The 18,149-nt window shown below is 41.5% G+C and carries 15 protein-coding genes and 1 pseudogene; 8 read left to right on the forward strand and 8 right to left on the reverse strand.

Annotated features, from left to right (window positions below; genetic code table 11):
• Window positions 1-208 precede the first annotated feature (208 nt).
• Window positions 209-406 carry a hypothetical protein gene (locus V7K49_RS02170; RefSeq protein ID WP_273768477.1) on the reverse strand — a complete coding sequence of 66 codons (198 nt, stop codon included), beginning with the start codon at window positions 404-406 and terminating at the stop codon, window positions 209-211.
• A gap of 948 nt (window positions 407-1,354) precedes the next feature.
• Between V7K49_RS02170 and sds the strand changes: the two genes are divergently transcribed.
• Entirely contained in the window at window positions 1,355-2,326 is a 972-nt protein-coding gene (gene sds, locus V7K49_RS02175; RefSeq protein ID WP_334872335.1) for a solanesyl diphosphate synthase, read from the forward strand.
• 303 nt (window positions 2,327-2,629) lie between these two features.
• Here the strand turns inward: sds and V7K49_RS02180 are convergent, their stop codons facing one another.
• Window positions 2,630-3,103, reverse strand: coding sequence for a hypothetical protein (locus V7K49_RS02180; protein ID WP_334723704.1), 474 nt, complete (start codon window positions 3,101-3,103; stop codon window positions 2,630-2,632).
• A 205-nt stretch (window positions 3,104-3,308) separates the two neighbouring features.
• Here V7K49_RS02180 and hetZ point away from each other — a divergent pair, with 205 nt between their 5' ends.
• The 5 genes from hetZ to V7K49_RS02205 all read left to right on the forward strand — a co-directional run bounded on the left by hetZ (window position 3,309) and on the right by V7K49_RS02205 (window position 9,577).
• Window positions 3,309-4,514, forward strand: a complete 1,206-nt coding sequence (hetZ, locus tag V7K49_RS02185) for a heterocyst differentiation protein HetZ (RefSeq protein ID WP_334872339.1) — start codon at window positions 3,309-3,311, stop codon at window positions 4,512-4,514.
• The gene (locus V7K49_RS02190) at window positions 4,507-5,484 is read left to right on the forward strand and encodes a PatU (protein ID WP_335204333.1); all 978 of its coding nucleotides are present in this window, start codon (window positions 4,507-4,509) and stop codon (window positions 5,482-5,484) included. The genes hetZ and V7K49_RS02190 overlap by 8 nt, the downstream gene beginning before the upstream one ends.
• Window positions 5,485-5,800: 316 nt before the next feature.
• Window positions 5,801-8,110, forward strand: coding sequence for a transglutaminase TgpA family protein (locus V7K49_RS02195; protein WP_335204334.1), 2,310 nt, complete (start codon window positions 5,801-5,803; stop codon window positions 8,108-8,110).
• A gap of 155 nt (window positions 8,111-8,265) precedes the next feature.
• The gene (locus V7K49_RS02200) at window positions 8,266-8,640 is read left to right on the forward strand and encodes an IS1595 family transposase (RefSeq protein WP_335204336.1); all 375 of its coding nucleotides are present in this window, start codon (window positions 8,266-8,268) and stop codon (window positions 8,638-8,640) included.
• 121 nt (window positions 8,641-8,761) lie between these two features.
• Complete coding sequence (locus V7K49_RS02205) at window positions 8,762-9,577, forward strand: hypothetical protein (RefSeq protein ID WP_335204338.1); 816 nt, start codon at window positions 8,762-8,764, stop codon at window positions 9,575-9,577.
• A gap of 189 nt (window positions 9,578-9,766) precedes the next feature.
• On the opposite strand, the gene V7K49_RS02210 is transcribed toward V7K49_RS02205, so the two are convergent.
• The 3 genes and pseudogenes from V7K49_RS02210 to V7K49_RS02220 form a co-directional block, all read right to left on the reverse strand.
• Window positions 9,767-10,024: a hypothetical protein gene (locus tag V7K49_RS02210; RefSeq protein WP_335204339.1), complete on the reverse strand. Its 258-nt coding sequence runs from the start codon at window positions 10,022-10,024 to the stop codon at window positions 9,767-9,769.
• 385 nt (window positions 10,025-10,409) lie between these two features.
• Window positions 10,410-10,865 (reverse strand): annotated as a pseudogene (locus tag V7K49_RS02215) (endonuclease domain-containing protein).
• A gap of 157 nt (window positions 10,866-11,022) precedes the next feature.
• Window positions 11,023-11,703, reverse strand: a complete 681-nt coding sequence (locus V7K49_RS02220) for a uracil-DNA glycosylase (RefSeq protein ID WP_335204429.1) — start codon at window positions 11,701-11,703, stop codon at window positions 11,023-11,025.
• 188 nt (window positions 11,704-11,891) lie between these two features.
• Between V7K49_RS02220 and V7K49_RS02225 the strand changes: the two genes are divergently transcribed.
• Window positions 11,892-12,590 (forward strand): phosphoribosyltransferase, encoded by a 699-nt coding sequence (locus tag V7K49_RS02225; RefSeq protein ID WP_335204340.1) that lies wholly within the window; start codon window positions 11,892-11,894, stop codon window positions 12,588-12,590.
• A gap of 279 nt (window positions 12,591-12,869) precedes the next feature.
• Here V7K49_RS02225 and V7K49_RS02230 read toward each other — a convergent pair whose 3' ends face one another.
• The 3 genes from V7K49_RS02230 to V7K49_RS02240 form a co-directional block, all read right to left on the reverse strand.
• Window positions 12,870-13,949 (reverse strand): tetratricopeptide repeat protein, encoded by a 1,080-nt coding sequence (locus tag V7K49_RS02230; RefSeq protein WP_335204342.1) that lies wholly within the window; start codon window positions 13,947-13,949, stop codon window positions 12,870-12,872.
• A gap of 527 nt (window positions 13,950-14,476) precedes the next feature.
• Window positions 14,477-15,331 carry a cyanophycinase gene (locus tag V7K49_RS02235; RefSeq protein WP_335204343.1) on the reverse strand — a complete coding sequence of 285 codons (855 nt, stop codon included), beginning with the start codon at window positions 15,329-15,331 and terminating at the stop codon, window positions 14,477-14,479.
• Window positions 15,332-15,709: 378 nt separating this feature from the next.
• Entirely contained in the window at window positions 15,710-15,913 is a 204-nt protein-coding gene (locus V7K49_RS02240) for a hypothetical protein (RefSeq protein ID WP_334872357.1), read from the reverse strand.
• 315 nt (window positions 15,914-16,228) lie between these two features.
• Between V7K49_RS02240 and V7K49_RS02245 the strand changes: the two genes are divergently transcribed.
• Window positions 16,229-18,139 carry an acetate--CoA ligase family protein gene (locus tag V7K49_RS02245; RefSeq protein WP_335204345.1) on the forward strand — a complete coding sequence of 637 codons (1,911 nt, stop codon included), beginning with the start codon at window positions 16,229-16,231 and terminating at the stop codon, window positions 18,137-18,139.
• Window positions 18,140-18,149: the final 10 nt, after the last annotated feature.

Here is an 18,149-nt window from a genome sequence, read left to right on the forward strand (position 1 = left end):
AATATTTATAGTTCTTGCGATTGCAACATTTGTACAACTCTACCAGCTGCTTTGTGTAGCTTGCTTCTTTGTTCGCAAAGCGTCTGGTAGAGTTGGAGTCCGCTCCATTGGCAATGACATTGTGTAATTAATTCTGTCCAATTGCTTAGGTAATCGGTATAAAGTGTTAAAAGTTTTGAATTAATAACTCCTAACTCCTAACTCCTAACTACTGACTATTAACTGCTTGAGTCACCTTTGTCCTTACTGATATCTCCTGCTTGTGTTTTCCTTCGGCTGATGAAGGGAAACTTGTAGGAACAGTCTTTGTACCCGTTCGCTTTGCCAGTGCTAATAACAGGTAGACTGTGAACAAATATCCAGACGCTAAAATAAAAATCATCATAGGTATACTTCCGTAAATCATTGTTCTACCAGCACCTTTCTAAACGAATATTAAAATTCCATAAAATTAGTAGAACCTCAGCCAACCAAGTGCATTCTTGATGGCTGTAGTTCCCTATGGTAAAATTAGCTGTAGAGATAAAATTCTTTACGGACAAAGAATTTATTATCTAATGCGACTTCTTGCAGACCATAGATACCACAGCAGTTGGATTGCCCTTTAGCAATCTAAAACCACGATTCTTTGCGGTCTACTTGATCTACGTTATTTTTGCTCCCACTGCTGCTAAATGAGCAATGCTTGCGCTCAACCTGCGCTGAAGACGTGTAGCGGCTTCCCTAAGGGATATCGCATAGCTCCAAACCAGGAGTTTCGCGGATTCGTAGGAAAAATCAAAGGAATTATTCCTTTAATCTAGGCTACGACTAATTATTTTAGACTCACATCACCAAGCAAGTAAAATCAACTAGTACGTGACTTACTTTTGGGGTGTGAATATCTGAAAAATTTAAAATTCCTATATTTTAGCCTAACACAACCACCCTGAATTTTAAGCCCACTTGAGTGCTAAATTTCAAATTTTTTGAATAGCTACACTTCAGTCCAGAAAAATTCCTTCTTACCTATTGGTGACCATTTTAAATTACATCTATTTTGTCAATAAGTAATATTGCTTAAATTGTGTTTTGTTCTGTGGCGGGAAACATCTACTGGGAAACTACTTAATACAATTTAAGCTGATATTTATTTCCATATACTGATAATTCCGGTTCTAAGTTAGGTTAAAACCTAAACTTCCGCAAAATAAGCATAATTGCTTATTGACAAATGCATTTCTAACCCTAATTATCACCGATAGACTCATAAATATGGGATTACTTTATGAAAACTTTGCGCTGGCACAGGGTTATCTTAAAATGAGTAGAGGATATGTAAACTTTCGTAACCTAAGTCAGAGTCCGCCCATCCATGACCCCAGCCACCTCCATGTTTACCCCTGTGGAAGCAGACCTGCGACTACTAGCAGATAACCTAAAACAGCTAGTTGGAAATCGTCACCCCATTCTGTTTGCAGCAGCCGAACATTTATTCGGAGCTGGGGGAAAGCGTATCAGACCAGCAATCGTCCTGCTAATATCGCGGGCAACAATGTTAGATCAAGACATTACGCCGCGTCACCGCCGCCTAGCTGAGATTACAGAAATGATTCACACAGCAAGCTTGGTACATGACGATGTGGTAGATGAATCAGACGTGCGGCGAGGCGTTCCTACCGTTCATAGTTTGTTCGGTAATCGCATTGCCATATTAGCAGGAGATTTTCTTTTTGCTCAATCGTCCTGGTATTTAGCAAACTTGGACAATTTGGAGGTGGTGAAACTCCTCTCAGAAGTCATTATGGATCTGGCTACTGGGGAGATCCAGCAAGGACTGAATCGTTTTGATACTGGGATCTCTATTGAAACTTACCTCCAGAAGAGTTATTACAAAACAGCTTCGTTAATCGCCAACAGTTCTAAAGCTGCTGGGTTACTGAGTGAAGTCTCGCAAGAAACTGTTGAGCATATATATAGCTACGGTCGTCATTTTGGGATAGCATTTCAAATTGTTGACGACATTCTAGATTTCACCAGTACAACAGATACCTTGGGTAAACCAGTGGGGTCGGATCTCAAAAGTGGTAATCTGACTGCACCCGTTTTATTTGCTTTGGCGGAAAAACCATCCTTGGAAGTGCTGATTGAGAGAGAGTTTGCTCAACAAGGGGATTTAGAGCAAGCACTGGAACTAATTCAAGATAGTCAAGGTATACAACAGGCACGAGAGTTAGCTGCTCATCATGCTAAGTTAGCAATTGAACATCTTGCAGTTCTCCCACCTTCAGAATCCCACCAGGCATTGATTAACATAGCTGAGTACACACTTAGTCGCCTCTATTAAATCAGTTATCAGTTAACAGGTACAAAATGATAATTTAGACCCCAAGTTAAACCTTTCACCTGTTTTTAGGTGGGGGAATCTGGCTCAACGGTAAACTCAAATTTGAAAAATGTTCACTGATAACTGTTTGTTAACCAATTTTAGATTAAAGGGAAAGTTAAGCCGATCGCCTGGTTGTTTAAAAGACTAAAAGGGTAGTAACTGGCATTAATTTTTCTTCATCATAAACTTTTTCAAACAAATTTGAGATTTAAAATTTTGGATGTTGGATTGTATAGAAACAATCCAACATCCAAAATTTTTCTATGCAATATCAGGGGGTATCTGTTTAGGCGATCGCTGTTGTCGCAACTGTTGTTGCATGAGTTTTTCTAGGTCAGCTCGCCGAATTTCAACGGTATGAGTGGTCTTACCCGGCGTTTCCAAAAAAACGATACTATCTACGGGTTCCAATGCCACCAATTGGAACAAAATATGGGTGACAGGAATAATTTTAGCTAGCATTTGAGGGTCAAGCCCAGCAGGGGAAATTAGAGAGACATCCTGTATGGTAGGAAAAGCGTAAATCACACGCTTTTCCAATCCTGGATTAGCACGATTGCTCAATGTAGTTAAAACCCAGCTTGCCTCTGAATTTTGGAGAATATAGTACTGGGAGTAACGTAATTTTTGAGCGATCGCTCTAAGGGCAGGAGCAATTGCTGCAACAAGATGTGGTGTCATCCCATCGCGGGGCGCATTGTCAATCAGCAATTGAATTTGTGCTTCTAAATCCATAATGACTTGTATACGGCTCCTGGGTAATGGCAATAACATCTATCAAAGTGTGAACAATCCCATCAAAGTTGGGAATAATAAAATCAGCCACATCCTAAATGTAGGATTGGTCTGCGTTTAGCTTATACATAAAACGGAAAAAACCAATACCCACAGTCATACAGGTTGTATTTAAGTAAGTTAGGGTCTTTTGAAAACCGAGACTATGAATTCAGCCGCAACCGCAACTATTCCATCTGTAACTATTCTGGGAGAAAATTCTAAAGGCGTGGAGGTGATCTTTCAACTCCTGTCCAGGGAGTTTCAGCAATCAACCAAAGCTTCGGAACAGAATTGCCACGATGTCGCAACACGTATTACCACCGAAGTATATCGAATTTGCCATGAAAGCAAACGTATCCAAGCTTCTGGCTCTGTAGAAAGCTCGGCGATGACCCTAGCTCGGCATCGGCTACAACAGTGTCTCAGGTACTATCAGTTGGGTTCAAATCGGGGCAGGGTAGAATTACACAGCACTCTGAGTGCAATTATTTATCGATACATTAATCCGCCTCAGAAGCAATTGAGTTATCAAGGGCGGCTGACTATAATTGAAGATTTCTTGCAGAGTTTTTATCTGGAGGCATTAAACGCTTTCCGGCGAGAAAATCAACTTGGTTCCACTTATCGCCCTCAGACGCTTCTAGAATTGTCCGAGTACATGGCATTTACCGAGCGCTACGGCAAGCGACGCATTCCCTTACCAGGCCGTCAGCAGCAGCTAATTATCCTGCGGGCGCAAACTTTTTCCCAACAGCAGCCCCCAGAAACCAGCGTAGATATAGAACAAGCCGCAGAAGGCAGCAATAGTGAAGCCGATGGTTCTTGGGAAGAGCCAGCAGTGCAGCAATTGCGCTCCACAATGGCAACGCAAGCCGAACCTGAACCCGAAGAAGATACCTTGCGCTCCGTTGTGGTTACGGAATTAATGAATTATCTCGAACAACGGCAACAATCTGACTGCGCTGATTACTTTTCCCTCCGCCTCCAGGATCTATCAGCACAGGAAATTGAGTCAATTTTAGGTTTAACCCCTCGTCAGAGAGATTACTTGCAGCAGCGCTTTAAGTATCATTTGATTCGGTTTGCTTTGTTACACCGTTGGGAATTAGTTCACGAGTGGCTGGAAGCTTCTTTGCACACCAATTTGGGCTTAACTCCCCAGCAATGGCAAGTATACACAGCACAGCTGGACAATAAGCAACGGTCTTTACTAGAGTTGAAGCAACAAGGACAAGCCGATGAAAAAATAGCAAAAACTTTAGGGCTGTCAATGGCACAACTTCAAAAACGATGGTTTAAGATTCTTGAGCAAGCTTGGGAAATTCGTAACTCATTAGTGTCCGGATCAGGTGCATCTACTCATGAATAGTGACTCAGAATCCTTACAACACCAGTGTCTCGATTGGTTATTGACAGATGATGTCAAAAATAACGAGCAACTCTCGGTATGTGAGGAAAATGACGGGGTAGAAAACCTCCTCAAGGAAGCCACTGCTTCAAAAAGCAGTGAGCCAAAATTGGGAGGAACGCCCCAGGCCTTTCAATTGGGAGAAATTCCTACTGTGCAAGATCGTTTCCAAGCCGTCCTTAAGCGTCGGTTACAAATCCAAGTCCAAGACCACCCACCTTTGTTTCCCTGGGAAACACAATTAATCGACTATCCCGATTTTGTTGATGAGCCGTCAATGACGCTCGTTCCTACCTGGGGGTGGATGGTACAACAGTCGAAGCTGAATCTGCCACGTCCCTTGCCGGAGAAAGTTTTCCGGCAATTGCTAGAACAATGTCAGGCGTTGGTGACATCTTCAGTGCCTCTGGGGGCAAAATTAGTTCAAGTGGTGGAGAACTTTTTTCCCAATGAATCTCAAGCATTAAACGACATAGCTGGATTGGTGCTAAGAAGCACCTATCGGTCTGTAAATACTCTGGAAACAATACCCAATATTCAGAGCGATTACTCAGATTTACAACCACGTCAACAGATGGCTTTGTCGTTGCTAGCAGCTAAACAACTGCTGGAAAATCTGACTCTACCACTTTCAGCAACCAGTCCAGTGGTAGAAAGACAATGGCTAACCAGTGTCGGTAATTTGAACATTAGAGTAGAGTATCAGTCTGTAGGTAAACTTACGAGGTTACTTGTTCAGGCTGAGTTACCCGTTAAAGGAACTTTGACACTTCGCGGAAGTGGCACCTTAGCAATGGCAACATCTTCGACTTTGGGATACTTAGGTGTAGAGTTAGGCTGCGAACAACTTAACCCAACTTATACCCTAGAAGTTGAGTTTCCAGAAATAGACCAACAGCCATTGTTGTTCGTGATTAGTCCCACGATTTAGTTTAAATTGCCAGCGCTAGCACATTACGTCGATTAACACCGATATATATTAAGAGGATTTTCCTGGTTTTGAAGCTTATCCTATTTTTCAACAAGTGGTGATTAGGGTGTCTACGAGAAGCAGTTATTACAAAGAGACAAAGACACGGAGAAAGTATTTGATAATTTCTCCGTGTCTTTACGTCTCTCTCGCCGCATCTTCCGCTATCGATTATTTCTTTGACACAGTAGTAGGGTAACCAATTACATCCCCCCGATTGTGTCCGTTGCATCTACATCATTGCTTCGCTTAGACTCAAATGTTTAACTTATCCAGGATGAATCGGTTTTGGCGTCTCCCTGTAGGTAATTTCTGGCGGCAAAATATGCAGGGGTCGCCTTTAATAGAAGTAGAAGATTCAATTTCCTTGCGGGTGCTGGTGCTAGCGTTGGTTATTTTGGGAATTGTGGCGACGGATATCGCCGCCGAGACTTCATTCAGTTTTTGGGCGTTACCCCTGAGTGGATTGGGTGGGATTTGGAGTTACTATCGTCGCCGTGATGCCAATGTTGCAGTTAAGTTTTGCATCGCTATCGGAATGTTAGTAGCACTGGGTGCTTTCTTTGGGCGGTTAGTGGGAGAGTTGAATGATACGCGGTTGGGTTTGGCGGAGTTATTAATTCAACTCCAGGTGTTGCACAGCTTTGATACACCCCGCCGCAAAAATTTGGGCTATTCGATTGTTATAGGACTGATTTTATTGGGTGTGGCGGCAACGCTAAGTCAGACTTTAGCATTTGCACCTGTGTTGCTGTTATTTTTAGCGATCGCTCTGCCAACTTTAGTATTAGATTATCGCTCACGCTTGGGTTTGCAGCCATTAAAAGCTCAAAAGGAAAAACTCAATCAGAATTCCTCAACTCTTAATTTTAAATTTTTAATTCTGAATTTTTTGCTAATTGTCGGTCTGGGGCTGGCAATTTTTGCTCTTTTACCCCGATTCCCTGGCTATCAATTACGGAATTTTCCTGTAAGTTCTCCTATTCAAGTAAAAGGCAGTTTCACTGGACGTAGTATCATCAATCCTGGTTATGTCCGCCAAGGTAAAGGTAACAATCAAGGTAGTGGTAGCGGTGGTACAGGACAAAACCAAACTGGTCAACCAGGGAAAGTAGATAATAACTTTTATTACGGTTTTAATAGCCAGATTAACCAAAACCTGCGGGGCGAGATGAAACCTAAAGTTGTGATGCGGGTGCGATCGCAAGCTGAGGGTTTTTGGCGAGTACTAGGATTTGACCGTTATACAGGTAAGGGATGGGAAGTTTCTCGTAATGAAGATGTTATGACCATGAAGCGATCGCCTTGGTCTTACCAAATTTTCCTGAACCTACCTCTGATTACAGGTAAAACCCAAGAGATAGTACAAACTTATACAGTGGTGGCGGATTTGCCTAACCTAATTCCAGCGATGGCTTATCCCAAAGAGATTTACTTTCCGACAGCAATAATCGCGGTTGATACAGAAAATGGATTGCGATCGCCTGTGGAATTATCAGAAGGACTCACCTACACAGTAATTTCTGGAGTACCATACCGCGATCGCACTTTGTTAGGTGAAGCTTCTACTAATTATCCACAACAGATTAAGAAGCATTATCTCCAAATTCCTCCCGAAATTGCCGAAAAAGTCCGACAACGTACCGAAGAAATTCTCGCTAACTACAATCGAGAAGGGGTAGCAAAGTCTATTAAAAGCCTAGATTCACCCTATGAAAAGACTCTCTACCTAGCTCAATACCTGAAGCAACACTATTCTATTCCCCAAAATCCCTTAGATTTGCCTTATTTGGGAGAAAAAGATGACTTAGTAGAAGCTTTTTTATTCAAATATAGAGGCGGTTATCCAGACCACTTCTCAACAGTTCTCACGGTAATGCTACGTTCTATTGGTATCCCAGCGCGGTTAGTGGCAGGGTTTAGTGCAGGAGAATTTAATCCATTTACAGGGCTGTATGTTGTCCGTAATACTGACGCTTATGCGATGACGGAAGTATATTTTCCGAAATATGGCTGGTTTGCCTTTGACCCCATTCCCAATCATCCCCTCATACCTCCATCAGTAGAAGATACTCAGACTTTTAGTGTGTTGCGCCAGTTGTGGCACTGGGTTGCTGGATGGTTACCTTCTCCAGTGACAGGTTTGTTGAATAATCTATTTGAGACAATATTTAGGTGGGTGATTAGAGCGATCGCTTGGTTTTTAGCTTTATTTTCTCAAGGTTGGTTTGGTGTATTAACTGGCTTAATCTTGACAACCACAGCAGCTTTCTTCAGTTGGCTGGGTTGGGGTCAGTGGCGAGAGTGGCGCAACCGTCGATGGTTAAAGAAATTGCCAGCAATGGAAAGCCTTTATCAACAAATGCTGCAATGGACAACCCAAAAAGGTTTAGGCAAACATCCAGCACAAACACCTTTAGAGTATGCCAGAGTCTCATACGAGCATCATGCCCCACTAACAGCTGAGGTAATTGATGAGATTAGTCAAGCCTATGTTAGTTGGCGTTACGGTGGTCATACTCCTAACTTGAAGCGATTGCGAGAAAGATGGCAAGGTTTGAAAAAGGCTGGTAAGACTGATAAGTAACCCAAGTTGCAGGTTATCAACTGATGTGTGTTTGTTACCTCTCAATTGATGCGATCGCAAAATTACCTTAGCCTTTCCTTAACGTTTGATACATATTGCTAGAAAATTAAAGAGTAATTTTTGACATGGTTATTCTCAGAGTTCTGAGAATAACCATGTCACGAAATCACGAAGAATGCCTTGCCCTACTTGAGCAAATTCGCTGGGGTGGAAAGCCAAAGTGCCCATACTGTGAATCAACCAATGCTACTGCATATAAAAATGAACGCAGGTATCACTGTAACGAATGCTTTACTTCATACAGTGTTACAGTGGGTACACTTTTTCACAAGACTCATGTAGAATTACAAAAGTGGTTTGTAGCAATTGAACTTGTGCTGAATTCGCCAGGGGGTGTTAGCGTGCGTCAGCTTGCGAAAGAAATCGGAGTCAATAAGAATACTGCTTGCTACATGATTGAGCGTATTCATAGGCGGATGGCGGAGGAATGGGAACTACTACAGAGGATTGTAGGAACTGATAAGTCTTAGAGGATCGCTGAGGCTTTTTTAACTTTTTTTGTTCTGTCAGCTTGTTGTAAAGCCAAATGCTGATAGTAACGTAATATTACTTTTAGAAAAGGTTGCTAAGTATTTTTTTGGAGGTAGTTAAATGATTGGACTTTGGACAAATATGTTTAAGGGTATGTTTCAGCGCCCTAATATCTTAATTGTTTTTTTTATTTTTACTACCTTGGTTGGTTTTGTTGGTTATGAGTTAGGTAAAACACCTACAAATGCAAATCAGAAAATAACTATTTTATTAGGTCTTGCTGGTACTGGTGTAACTTGGCTTAATCTTTTTATAAATTTGGAAATTAAAACCGTAATAGACGAGGAAAAGAAGAGCCTACAGCAACAATATAACAGGGATGAAGTTGGGGTAAAATACAATACGCATTTTATATCTTTAGTGTCCGAGCAATTAGCTCTTGAGAAAATTACTGAAGTATCATTGCGTAAAAATGAAACACAACAACAATTCAAATCTCGAATTAAAAATAATTTAGAAAGAATTAAAAATTCACAAGAAGCTTTAAATGGACTGCTTTCTAGTAGGAAAAAAAATGGCAAAGATGTATACCTACTCGATTCAATAGCTTTTACAGCTCTTGAGGAGATTGAAATATCTATAAACACTTCAGAAGACGAAAAATTTAAACATCTATATGCATACTTAAGAGCTTGGCTTATATGCGGCATTAGGTACGATACAGAGAACCTTCCAATAGATTGGATCAAAGAGAATGCGCTGAATCAACAAGAACAAATACGTGCGCTAAAATATATCAAAAATCAATTTATCAATGATACAGTATTAAGGACAGAAATTCCTAAAAAAGAGTCTAGAGAAATTATTGCTCACTACCTCGAAGTATTAATAAAGAAAATTGAACTATATCAACCAATTAACTCCCAAAGAAAGTAGAGGATATATTATTTATTAATGTGACTAAGAGGATGTTTGAAAAGTCTTCTTGTCGGTATCAAAAATTTTAGCTCACTCTAAATCTCCCTTAAAAAGGGGGACTTTGACTCCGGTTCCCCCCTTTTTAAAGGGGGTTAGGGGGTATCTAAAAGTGCTTAAAGTCACACTGAAACACTTTTCAAACAACCTCTAAGATTTATCTAATTTTCCGTAATCCTCTAGAGATATTAAAGTTCGTGGTTCATCGTCTTGAATCAGATGATCAATGTTATCTTTGTAATCAATTAAAGCCCTCAACTTATTTTGTTCAAGATTGCTTAAGGCATTGCCAACTTTTTGTAAAGCAGTGTTGACATCATGATTTGAACTTTCCAATTTTTTGTCAACTTCCTTCAGCAAATTTTTAGTAAGTTGCAAAATTTTTTCTATAGTATATTGATGGGTCATTGGTGGCGTTTTCTTTCATGGTAGTATCATGAGTAATGTTATCCATTTGTGTCTAATAAGGTCTACACCGCTAACTAGGACACTTTAAAAGTTATTTATACCGTGATCGCAACAGTATTAACCAAATACTGCGCCTAGTCTATTTCAATGATCGTCCATCTCCAAAATGCGATCGCACTTCCTCACCAAAAGCGATCGCACTCCCACCACCAAATTCAACTACAGCCAAGATTCGCAAGATAACTCCCTCACTTGTCTCACGCGCTCAAAATCACTATCCTGTAAAATAATTGTCAAATTACGACGCAAAGCGATCGCACACACCACCATAAACCACATAATTAGCCCCCTCCTCGCTTGCGGGGAGGGGGTTGGGGGTGGGGTTCTATCTCTGCAACCAAGCACCAATATCCTGCAATACCCCCTCCATCCTCTCCAGAACATCCTCATTTCTAAATCGCACAACCTGCAACCCCAAACTCTCTAAGAATTCTTAACGTATTGCATCTTCTTGTTGGGTGTGGTCATGAATTTCGCCATCCACTTCCACCACTAACCGCGCTTCATTACAGTAAAAATCGACGATAAAACGGTCAATTGTTTGCTGACGGCGGAACTTAAAACCCAAAAGTTGTTTGTCTCTCAACTTCTGCCAAAGTAACTTTTCTGCTGGAGTTGGTTCACACCGCATTTGTCGCACCAATGGCTTAAGTTTTTTCCAAAGTTCGTGTGCGGTTTGCCAAGGGTATCCCGGAACCCCACCCCCTAACCCCCTCCCCGCAAGCGAGGAGGGGGAATTAGAGTCGGTGAGAGACTGCTTAGGGTTTTGATCTTGGGTCATTTGCGCGATTGGTGGTTAGCTAATTAATATTTCATGTATTATTCCCAGCGATCGCACTCTTAAAACCTCCCTAGCAGTCAAAACTCTGGCATCATCAAACATAGACTTGAAAAAAATGCAGTTTTAGTTTGTATTTATTTTGGGCAAGTCTACCAAATTAGCTGTTATTTTGAATTTCGTCTAACTTGGCCCGCACTGCCTGGATATCCTGCCACATCAACCATTTAGGCGCACCTCTTTCCTTAGAAGGGTTACGCAGCAAGTAGGAAGGATGAAAAATTGGCATACATAAACGCCCTTGCCACTCCAGCCACTGGCCGCGAATTTTCGTAATCCCTCGCTTATCGCCAGTGATCCCTTTGACAGCAGTTGCACCTGTTAACAGAATTATTTTGGGGTCAACTAGGCGAATTTGTTCTAGTAAGTAAGGTAGACAAGCCGCCACTTCTGTTGGAGTGGGAACTCTATTATCTGGTGGGCGGCATTTATTGATATTGGCGATATATACATCATGCTCAGTAGTCAGATTCACGGATGCCAGAATTTTCTCCAACAACTGCCCCGATCTGCCGACAAATGGTAAACCTGTTTCATCTTCATTTTGACCAGGTGCTTCCCCTATAACCATAATTGGTGCTTTGAGATTGCCACGTCCGACAACAGCATGAGTCCGAGTGTCTCCCAATGCACAACGGTGACAGCGATCGCAATGCTGTATCAACTCCGTTATGCCAGAATATGTTCCCGGAGCGATCGGAATTTTAGCGTCCGTGGGAATCAGTTCTTGCTGGCTAAAGGTTGAGTCGTCGAAGAGGCTGAGTTGGGTTTCGCTGCTCATGAAAATCAGGATTTTGGTATCAGCACCTGTCATATCTGAGTTAAATACCGCTTTTGTTGCAGATTTATCAGAATAAATAGACTTTTGCTGATTACTTATTATTTATACAAATCTTATTGTATCAGTTAATTTGAGACAAAATTCAGTCATGATAAAAGTAGTGCCGTCTTAAGATGCTGGGGGAAACCATGTCACATACCCCACTTTTTGCCGATCGCACCCATGCGGGTGAGCAATTGGCGCGAGTGATTTATGATGTTTTAACTCAGCAAGCTATTGATTCTGGGGTGAAGCCTGTACCAATTGTTTATGCTTTGCCAAGAGGGGGTGTACCAGTAGCAGCACCAATAGCCCGTCTTTTGGATTGTCCGTTGACAATCATTGTGGCAAAAAAGATTAGCCATCCAGAAAATCCAGAGTTAGCAATTGGTGCAGTGACTACTTCTGGAAATGTTCTTTGGACTGATCAAAAGCTATTTCGCCCTAAACATGATGCGCGGTGGCGGGAAGTGGCTTTAAATAAAGCTATCAACCAAGCTAAGTCTCTTGAAGCTCAATTAATTCCTGCTTGTCCACAGGTGAATGCCGAGAATGCTACGCTCATTTTAGTTGATGATGGCATTGCCACAGGTATGACAATAGCGGTAGCGGCAACTGCCATGAAAGCGCTTTCTCCAGCAGCCGTTTGGCTATGTACTCCAGTAGCGCCACAAAAATTGCTACCCTGGTTAGAACAGTGGGGCGATCGCACAATTGTCTTGGAAACACCGGAACCCTTCTGGAGTGTGAGTAATTTTTACGCCCAATTTCCTCAAGTAGATACATTAGAAGTTATCGGATATCTCCAGCAACAAAAGACAATGGGGGGAATGGATCTGTGCGAGTAATTTTAAATTTGGAATGAGTAAATTTTAAATTGTTTCCCTCTCTTCCTTTTTAATTATTTGGAGATTTTCCTTACTGATATTGCATCTGATTGACTGACAAAAGTCCTCAAAGTCTTGTCCTTTCGCTTTCATCCAGTTTGGGAATCAATTCCCAAGCTAATAGCTTAAGTCTACTAAAGTAGACTCAAAAGCATATCCAGTCCACTTTAGTGGACTGGAGCTATGAGCAATCAATTTATTGCAGGGCGGGTTAGGGTGGAACGCATTCATATTTATCAGTCAACCAGGGTATTGCATAGCTTTGGCGTAATCGCCCAAGGCATAGCAAGCAGCTTTCAAACGAGCAAGAGCTTCTTCTTCACTGCGCCGGTCTTTCATACTCCTAGCTAACAGTAAACGTTCTTCATAATATGTAATTGCTTTGTTATAGTCACCCAAAGCTTCACAAGCAACTCCTAAACTACCTAAAGACTGTTCCTCGCTACGGTTGTCTTGAATTTCTCTAGCTAATTGCAACCGCTCTTCATAATACTTAATGGCTTTGACATAATCATATAAGGCATAACAAGCATTACCTAGATTCTTTAGCACCTGAGAAGCACTACGAACATTTTTTAAGGAGCGTGCTATTACTACACATTGCTCATAGTAGGCGATCGCTTTTGGGTAATTGTCCAAAGCATACCAAGCATTACCCAAATTCTTGAGTACCTGTTCCTCACCCCAATTATCTTTGAGTTCCCGCACAATTTCTAGGCTTTGCTGCTGATACTCAATTGCCTGTGTAAAGTTGCCCAAAGCTTTATAAACCAATCCCAAATTATTCAGTGCTGCCAGTTGACTCCGTTTGTCTTGCAGCTGTTGGGTTATTTTCAAACACTTTTCCAGAAACTCAATAGCCTTGCTATGGTCATTTAGGTGACGGTATGAATTGCCTAAATGGGAAAGTGCTTGCATTTGCAATGCTAAATCTGAGGTGTTGTTGAGCAAAGACAAACACTGTTGGGAGTGAGAGATAGCAGCCTTGTAGTCTCCGGCGGTGTAAGTTACCAATCCTAAAAAACAAAGCACCTGTGCCTGTTTTGGCAAATCCCCAATTGCCTGAAACAGCCCCAAGGATTGTTGTAAAGATTTCATCGCCGTAAGGAATTCACCAGCTTGCTGCTGTTGAATTCCTTGCCGTAGTAGCTTGGACGCTTCCGATATGTCGTCACTTTCCTGTAAAGGTAGTATTTCTGCTTGTGAACCAGAGTCAAATTCATGGGTAATTGTATTACGCTTCACTGATTTTAGGTATGTTATAGGTAATTGCAGGGGAACTGTATTTTTCGATCTGTTATTCCATTCGCCTTTAGACATCAACCCCTTCCTGTTAAGTCTGCTGGTAAATCTAGTGTTCCCAAAACCAGAAGGTATCTTTCATCAGGTTGGTTTAGCAGAGCGTAGGTTAAGCTGGGGTGAGAGTTGATCAATGAAGCGATCGCTTCGCTATTGAATCGTTGATCGAGGCTTTGAGATTACCAATCATGAAGAGTAAGAACTATGCTACGCTTTGGCGGGGTGGGGTTCTTGGGGTTTGATAAGTAATCAAGCGCACATGATATAGGACTCATCTTTCATTTTTGAACAAGATTTCAGATAAAACTCTGATTAAATGGGTTTTTCAGTCTTAGTATGTTTTCAAAAATTAAATCGGAGTTTTATATTAGTTGTAGAAGTTTGCTGAAGTTAAGATAAGGAATATTAATAATTAATCCCCCCTTTCCTCCAGAAAAAGCGGGCTATGTCCGCTATTTTTGAGAGTAATTGGGAGGATATTCAAGAGATAAATGTCACTAATCTTCAAGTATTAATTACTTACTCAATTTAAATGCACTTGCTAAAAGTTAAGTGTTGGTTGCACCAACAGGTACAGAGACATTTGCCACAGAGCTATTATTTAGGATAGGTTGACGGGTTTTCAAGTCAAATTTGAAGCCATGTGGCAAAATATGAAGCTTTGCTCCGCAAATCGCCAAAGATTCATCCTTCAAAATTTCGCCCATATTATTGTATGTAGCTTCTGATTCATCAACAATAGTGACAGCGCCTTGGCCAATCACTTCAATTTGGTTATCTGTCACTACCATAGCGGTATTCTCGTCAATACCAAATCCCAAAACAGCAGGCTGTAGTATCAAAGCTGAAATTAAGCGTCCCAAGCGTCCGCGCTGGGAAAAATGCTGGTCAATTACCACCCCTGGTAAAAAGCCTAGACCAGGACCCATTTGGACAGTTTCAATCCTTGGATGTGTTTCTGAGTCGCCTTCCACAATCATTACATCTGGCATTATGGCGGCACCCGCGCTGGTGCCTGCAATAACTACACCTTCAGAGAACCGTTTGTGAATCGCCGCATCAATTTCGGTATCCTTGAGGATGCTGGTAATGCGAGCTTGGTCTCCCCCAGTAAAAAATACCCCAGTTGCTTTATTAATTGCTTCCAATGCGGTAGATGAAGATGCATCTTCACGGGTTTCTGTATCAAGAATGCGAACATTCTCGGCTCCCAGCCGCTCAAATACTTTAATATAATTTTCTCCCACTTCTTTTGGTAATTCTGTCGCCGCCGTGATAATTACAATGTGAGCCTTGATACCCCCAGAGCGTCGCACAAAGTCCCGCAGAATTATGGAATCTCCATCCTTGTCTTCAGCCCCCCCAATAATTACCAACTGCCGTTTGATATTACTCTGCACCATGATGCCTCCTGATTTAAGTTAATAAATTTCACTAAACCATGACAATTAAAACTGCACAAACATCCCTTTGGTAGATTACCTGATAGAAGGTAGTATTAAAATTTGCGTAGACGCATTCGCGGAGCGTCTCGTAGAGAAGCGGCTTGTCGTTGGACATCGCAATTAGACCAAAAGATTTTTTTGAAAAATTACAGACAAATAACTATACTCGTTAATTTTCGTTAACTTAATAAAATCCACAGCATCAATTGCCTCTAGAGAAATTTTCTAGAGGCATTATTGACTATTCTGCTAATTGCCGATTGGAAATTGATCGTGCAATTGTGAGTAATTGGTATTAACTCTGGCTGGATGCAATTATATATCTAATAACAAGTCCTAATGAATGCGACTTCTGTAAAGCAAGTTAGTTAAGAAAAAACGTGCTTGTTCTAGTGGGAGATGCCTGGGTTTGCCTTGGTAGACAATTTGATACTCATTCAGGTCTGGGCCATCACCATGCCCAGAGATCAGCTTTTGGTGAAAAGCTTCCTCAGCAAGTTCTCGAATTTCATCTCTTAGAGCAGCTTGTGTGCTATTCATACTTTGCTGTCTTTTCAATACCGCAGATTTGATTCTACAAAAAATTGGGTGGGTGTTGCACCTTTCAAAGGTTATATTTTTGACTAATCATGAGGATGAATAGACTGTTCTTTATCTTTGCTAAGGAAGGGGGGTTTAATTATGCCTTGGGATAGTTGAAAATGCTTACTAATAGAGTTAGGGTGAGTTCTGATTAGCTCAATGGCTTTGCCATCACTCTTCAAAATTAATCTGAATCAATCTACAATCAATAAGTCTGAGTAACCATAACTCAGGATCTATATTTCAGGGTGTTTAGCCAAAGGTTCGTAATCAATGGTTCTACAAAAAAGCAGTGATTTAGTCCGCATTAATGCTAGAAGAACGGATGTATTCGATATTTTCAACTTCAAGCATTATATTGGGCTCAACCCCTATTTAGATACAGGGGCACTAGTATTTGACTTTGCTCTAATTGAGTCTAGAAAGCCTTTGCCCATTGAAGATTATATTACAAGGATTGGCGATCGCTATCCACACTTGGGCAGCCAAACCTATGAATCTTATGCTCATCTATTTGCCCAAGTTGTATCCGAAGTTGGAAAACTGGACATGGATTTGCACCTTAACCATTGGAGTGTTAAGCCATATCCAGATTTGGTGCGGATTAGCGTCCAATCACTACATGAACGCACAACTAGAGAAGTAGCTTATTTTGTTTGGGATTGGTTTGAAGCCATTACCCAAGACGAAGACTTTAACTTTGATGAGCAGTTAGTGAAGCTGCAAAATAGATTCCGCGCATCTGTCTATGGTGGCCCCACAGTTTACGCCCTATTACGAACAGCCTACGAAAAAGGTATTCCCGCCTTTTATTTGTGGGAAGAAGGATTGATGCAATACGGCTTGGGAAAAAAACAAGTGCGGGGGGTAGCAACAACATTTAACTGTGATAGTCATCTAGATTCGGAGTTTACCACCCGCAAAGATGACTGCAAGGCATTTTTAAAAACTTTGGGTTTCCCAGTCCCTGAAGGCAATATCGTCTTTTCTGAAAAGGAAGCCTTGGCAGCAGCAAGACAAATTGGTTACCCAGTGGCAGTTAAGCCAGTGGTTGGTCACAAAGGAATTGGTGTTACGGCTGACATACAAGACTCAAAAGAACTGCTATCTGCTTATAATAGAGCACTGGCAGCGATTCCCGAAGACCAGCTAACTCGGATAATTGTTGAAAAAAGTATTTCCGGATCAGATTTTCGCTTGTTGTGTGTCAATGGTAGATTCGTCGCCGCCACAGAACGCCGTCCAGCATCGGTTGTCGGTGATGGGTATTTAACGCTTGCAGAATTAATTCGCCAAGAGAACCGCAAACCTGCACGTTTAGACTCACCCACCTCGCCGATGAGTAAAATTCAGATAGATGAAGCGATGGAACTCTACCTAGATGAACAGCGCTTATCATTAGACAGCGTGATTGAGAAGGGACGCACTGTTTATCTGCGTAAAGTCGCCAATCTTTCAGCCGGAGGTATAAGCATCGATGCAACCCAGACAGTTCATGATGACAATATTATCTTGGCGCAAGATATTGCCCAATACTTCCGGCTGACTTGCCTTGGTATTGATGTGATTACCAAAAGTCTCTCAGAATCTTGGAAGTCCAGTAACTTTGCCATCTTGGAAATCAACGCTGCACCAGGCGTTTTAATGCATCTAAAACCTTCTGTTGGTGAAAGCGTTGATGTGCCTTCCCATATCTTAGAAACCTTTTTTGAGTCGGGTACAGATGCCAGGATACCAATTATTACCTTTAATAAAATCTCAGTTGAAGAACTGCAAGCAACAATTGACCATATCCTTTTACAACATCCCAACTGGACAATAGGTGCTGTTTGTCGTGATGCAGTTTTTGTAAATCGCTCGAAAAAAGTATTAAGCAAAAATTACAACAGCAACGTCCAAACTTTGCTGCGTCATCCAAAACTTGATTTGCTGATTGCCGAGTATGCGGAAGACATATTAAATGAAGAGGGCATGTTTTACCGGAGTAGTAATATCGTAGTTTTGGATAATCCCACCGAAACAGAGATGATACTAGTGCGGGATGTCTTCGATGGTTCTACTGTGGTGATTAGAAAAGGCAACGACATTTCTGTGCGTCGTAAAGGGTTAATTGAGGATTATAGTTTGGCTGAAGATGAACCATTTGCACGGGTTTATTTGAAAGAAAGTGGAGCGATTTTGTGAGCTAAGTAAA

It is taken from the genome of Nostoc sp., from assembly GCF_036919675.1.
In the GTDB taxonomy this organism is placed as follows: Bacteria; Cyanobacteriota; Cyanobacteriia; order Cyanobacteriales; family Nostocaceae; genus Nostoc.

Bases quoted from the DNA above. Each gene is read 5' to 3' on its own strand.
- V7K49_RS02170 (WP_273768477.1), bottom strand. From the start codon at position 406: ATGATTTACGGAAGTATACCTATGATGATTTTTATTTTAGCGTCTGGA.
- sds (WP_334872335.1), top strand. From the start codon at position 1,355: ATGACCCCAGCCACCTCCATGTTTACCCCTGTGGAAGCAGACCTGCGA.
- V7K49_RS02180 (WP_334723704.1), bottom strand. From the start codon at position 3,103: ATGGATTTAGAAGCACAAATTCAATTGCTGATTGACAATGCGCCCCGC.
- hetZ (WP_334872339.1), top strand. From the start codon at position 3,309: ATGAATTCAGCCGCAACCGCAACTATTCCATCTGTAACTATTCTGGGA.
- V7K49_RS02190 (WP_335204333.1), top strand. From the start codon at position 4,507: ATGAATAGTGACTCAGAATCCTTACAACACCAGTGTCTCGATTGGTTA.
- V7K49_RS02195 (WP_335204334.1), top strand. From the start codon at position 5,801: ATGAATCGGTTTTGGCGTCTCCCTGTAGGTAATTTCTGGCGGCAAAAT.
- V7K49_RS02200 (WP_335204336.1), top strand. From the start codon at position 8,266: ATGTCACGAAATCACGAAGAATGCCTTGCCCTACTTGAGCAAATTCGC.
- V7K49_RS02205 (WP_335204338.1), top strand. From the start codon at position 8,762: ATGATTGGACTTTGGACAAATATGTTTAAGGGTATGTTTCAGCGCCCT.
- V7K49_RS02210 (WP_335204339.1), bottom strand. From the start codon at position 10,024: ATGACCCATCAATATACTATAGAAAAAATTTTGCAACTTACTAAAAAT.
- V7K49_RS02220 (WP_335204429.1), bottom strand. From the start codon at position 11,703: ATGAGCAGCGAAACCCAACTCAGCCTCTTCGACGACTCAACCTTTAGC.
- V7K49_RS02225 (WP_335204340.1), top strand. From the start codon at position 11,892: ATGTCACATACCCCACTTTTTGCCGATCGCACCCATGCGGGTGAGCAA.
- V7K49_RS02230 (WP_335204342.1), bottom strand. From the start codon at position 13,949: ATGTCTAAAGGCGAATGGAATAACAGATCGAAAAATACAGTTCCCCTG.
- V7K49_RS02235 (WP_335204343.1), bottom strand. From the start codon at position 15,331: ATGGTGCAGAGTAATATCAAACGGCAGTTGGTAATTATTGGGGGGGCT.
- V7K49_RS02240 (WP_334872357.1), bottom strand. From the start codon at position 15,913: ATGAATAGCACACAAGCTGCTCTAAGAGATGAAATTCGAGAACTTGCT.
- V7K49_RS02245 (WP_335204345.1), top strand. From the start codon at position 16,229: ATGGTTCTACAAAAAAGCAGTGATTTAGTCCGCATTAATGCTAGAAGA.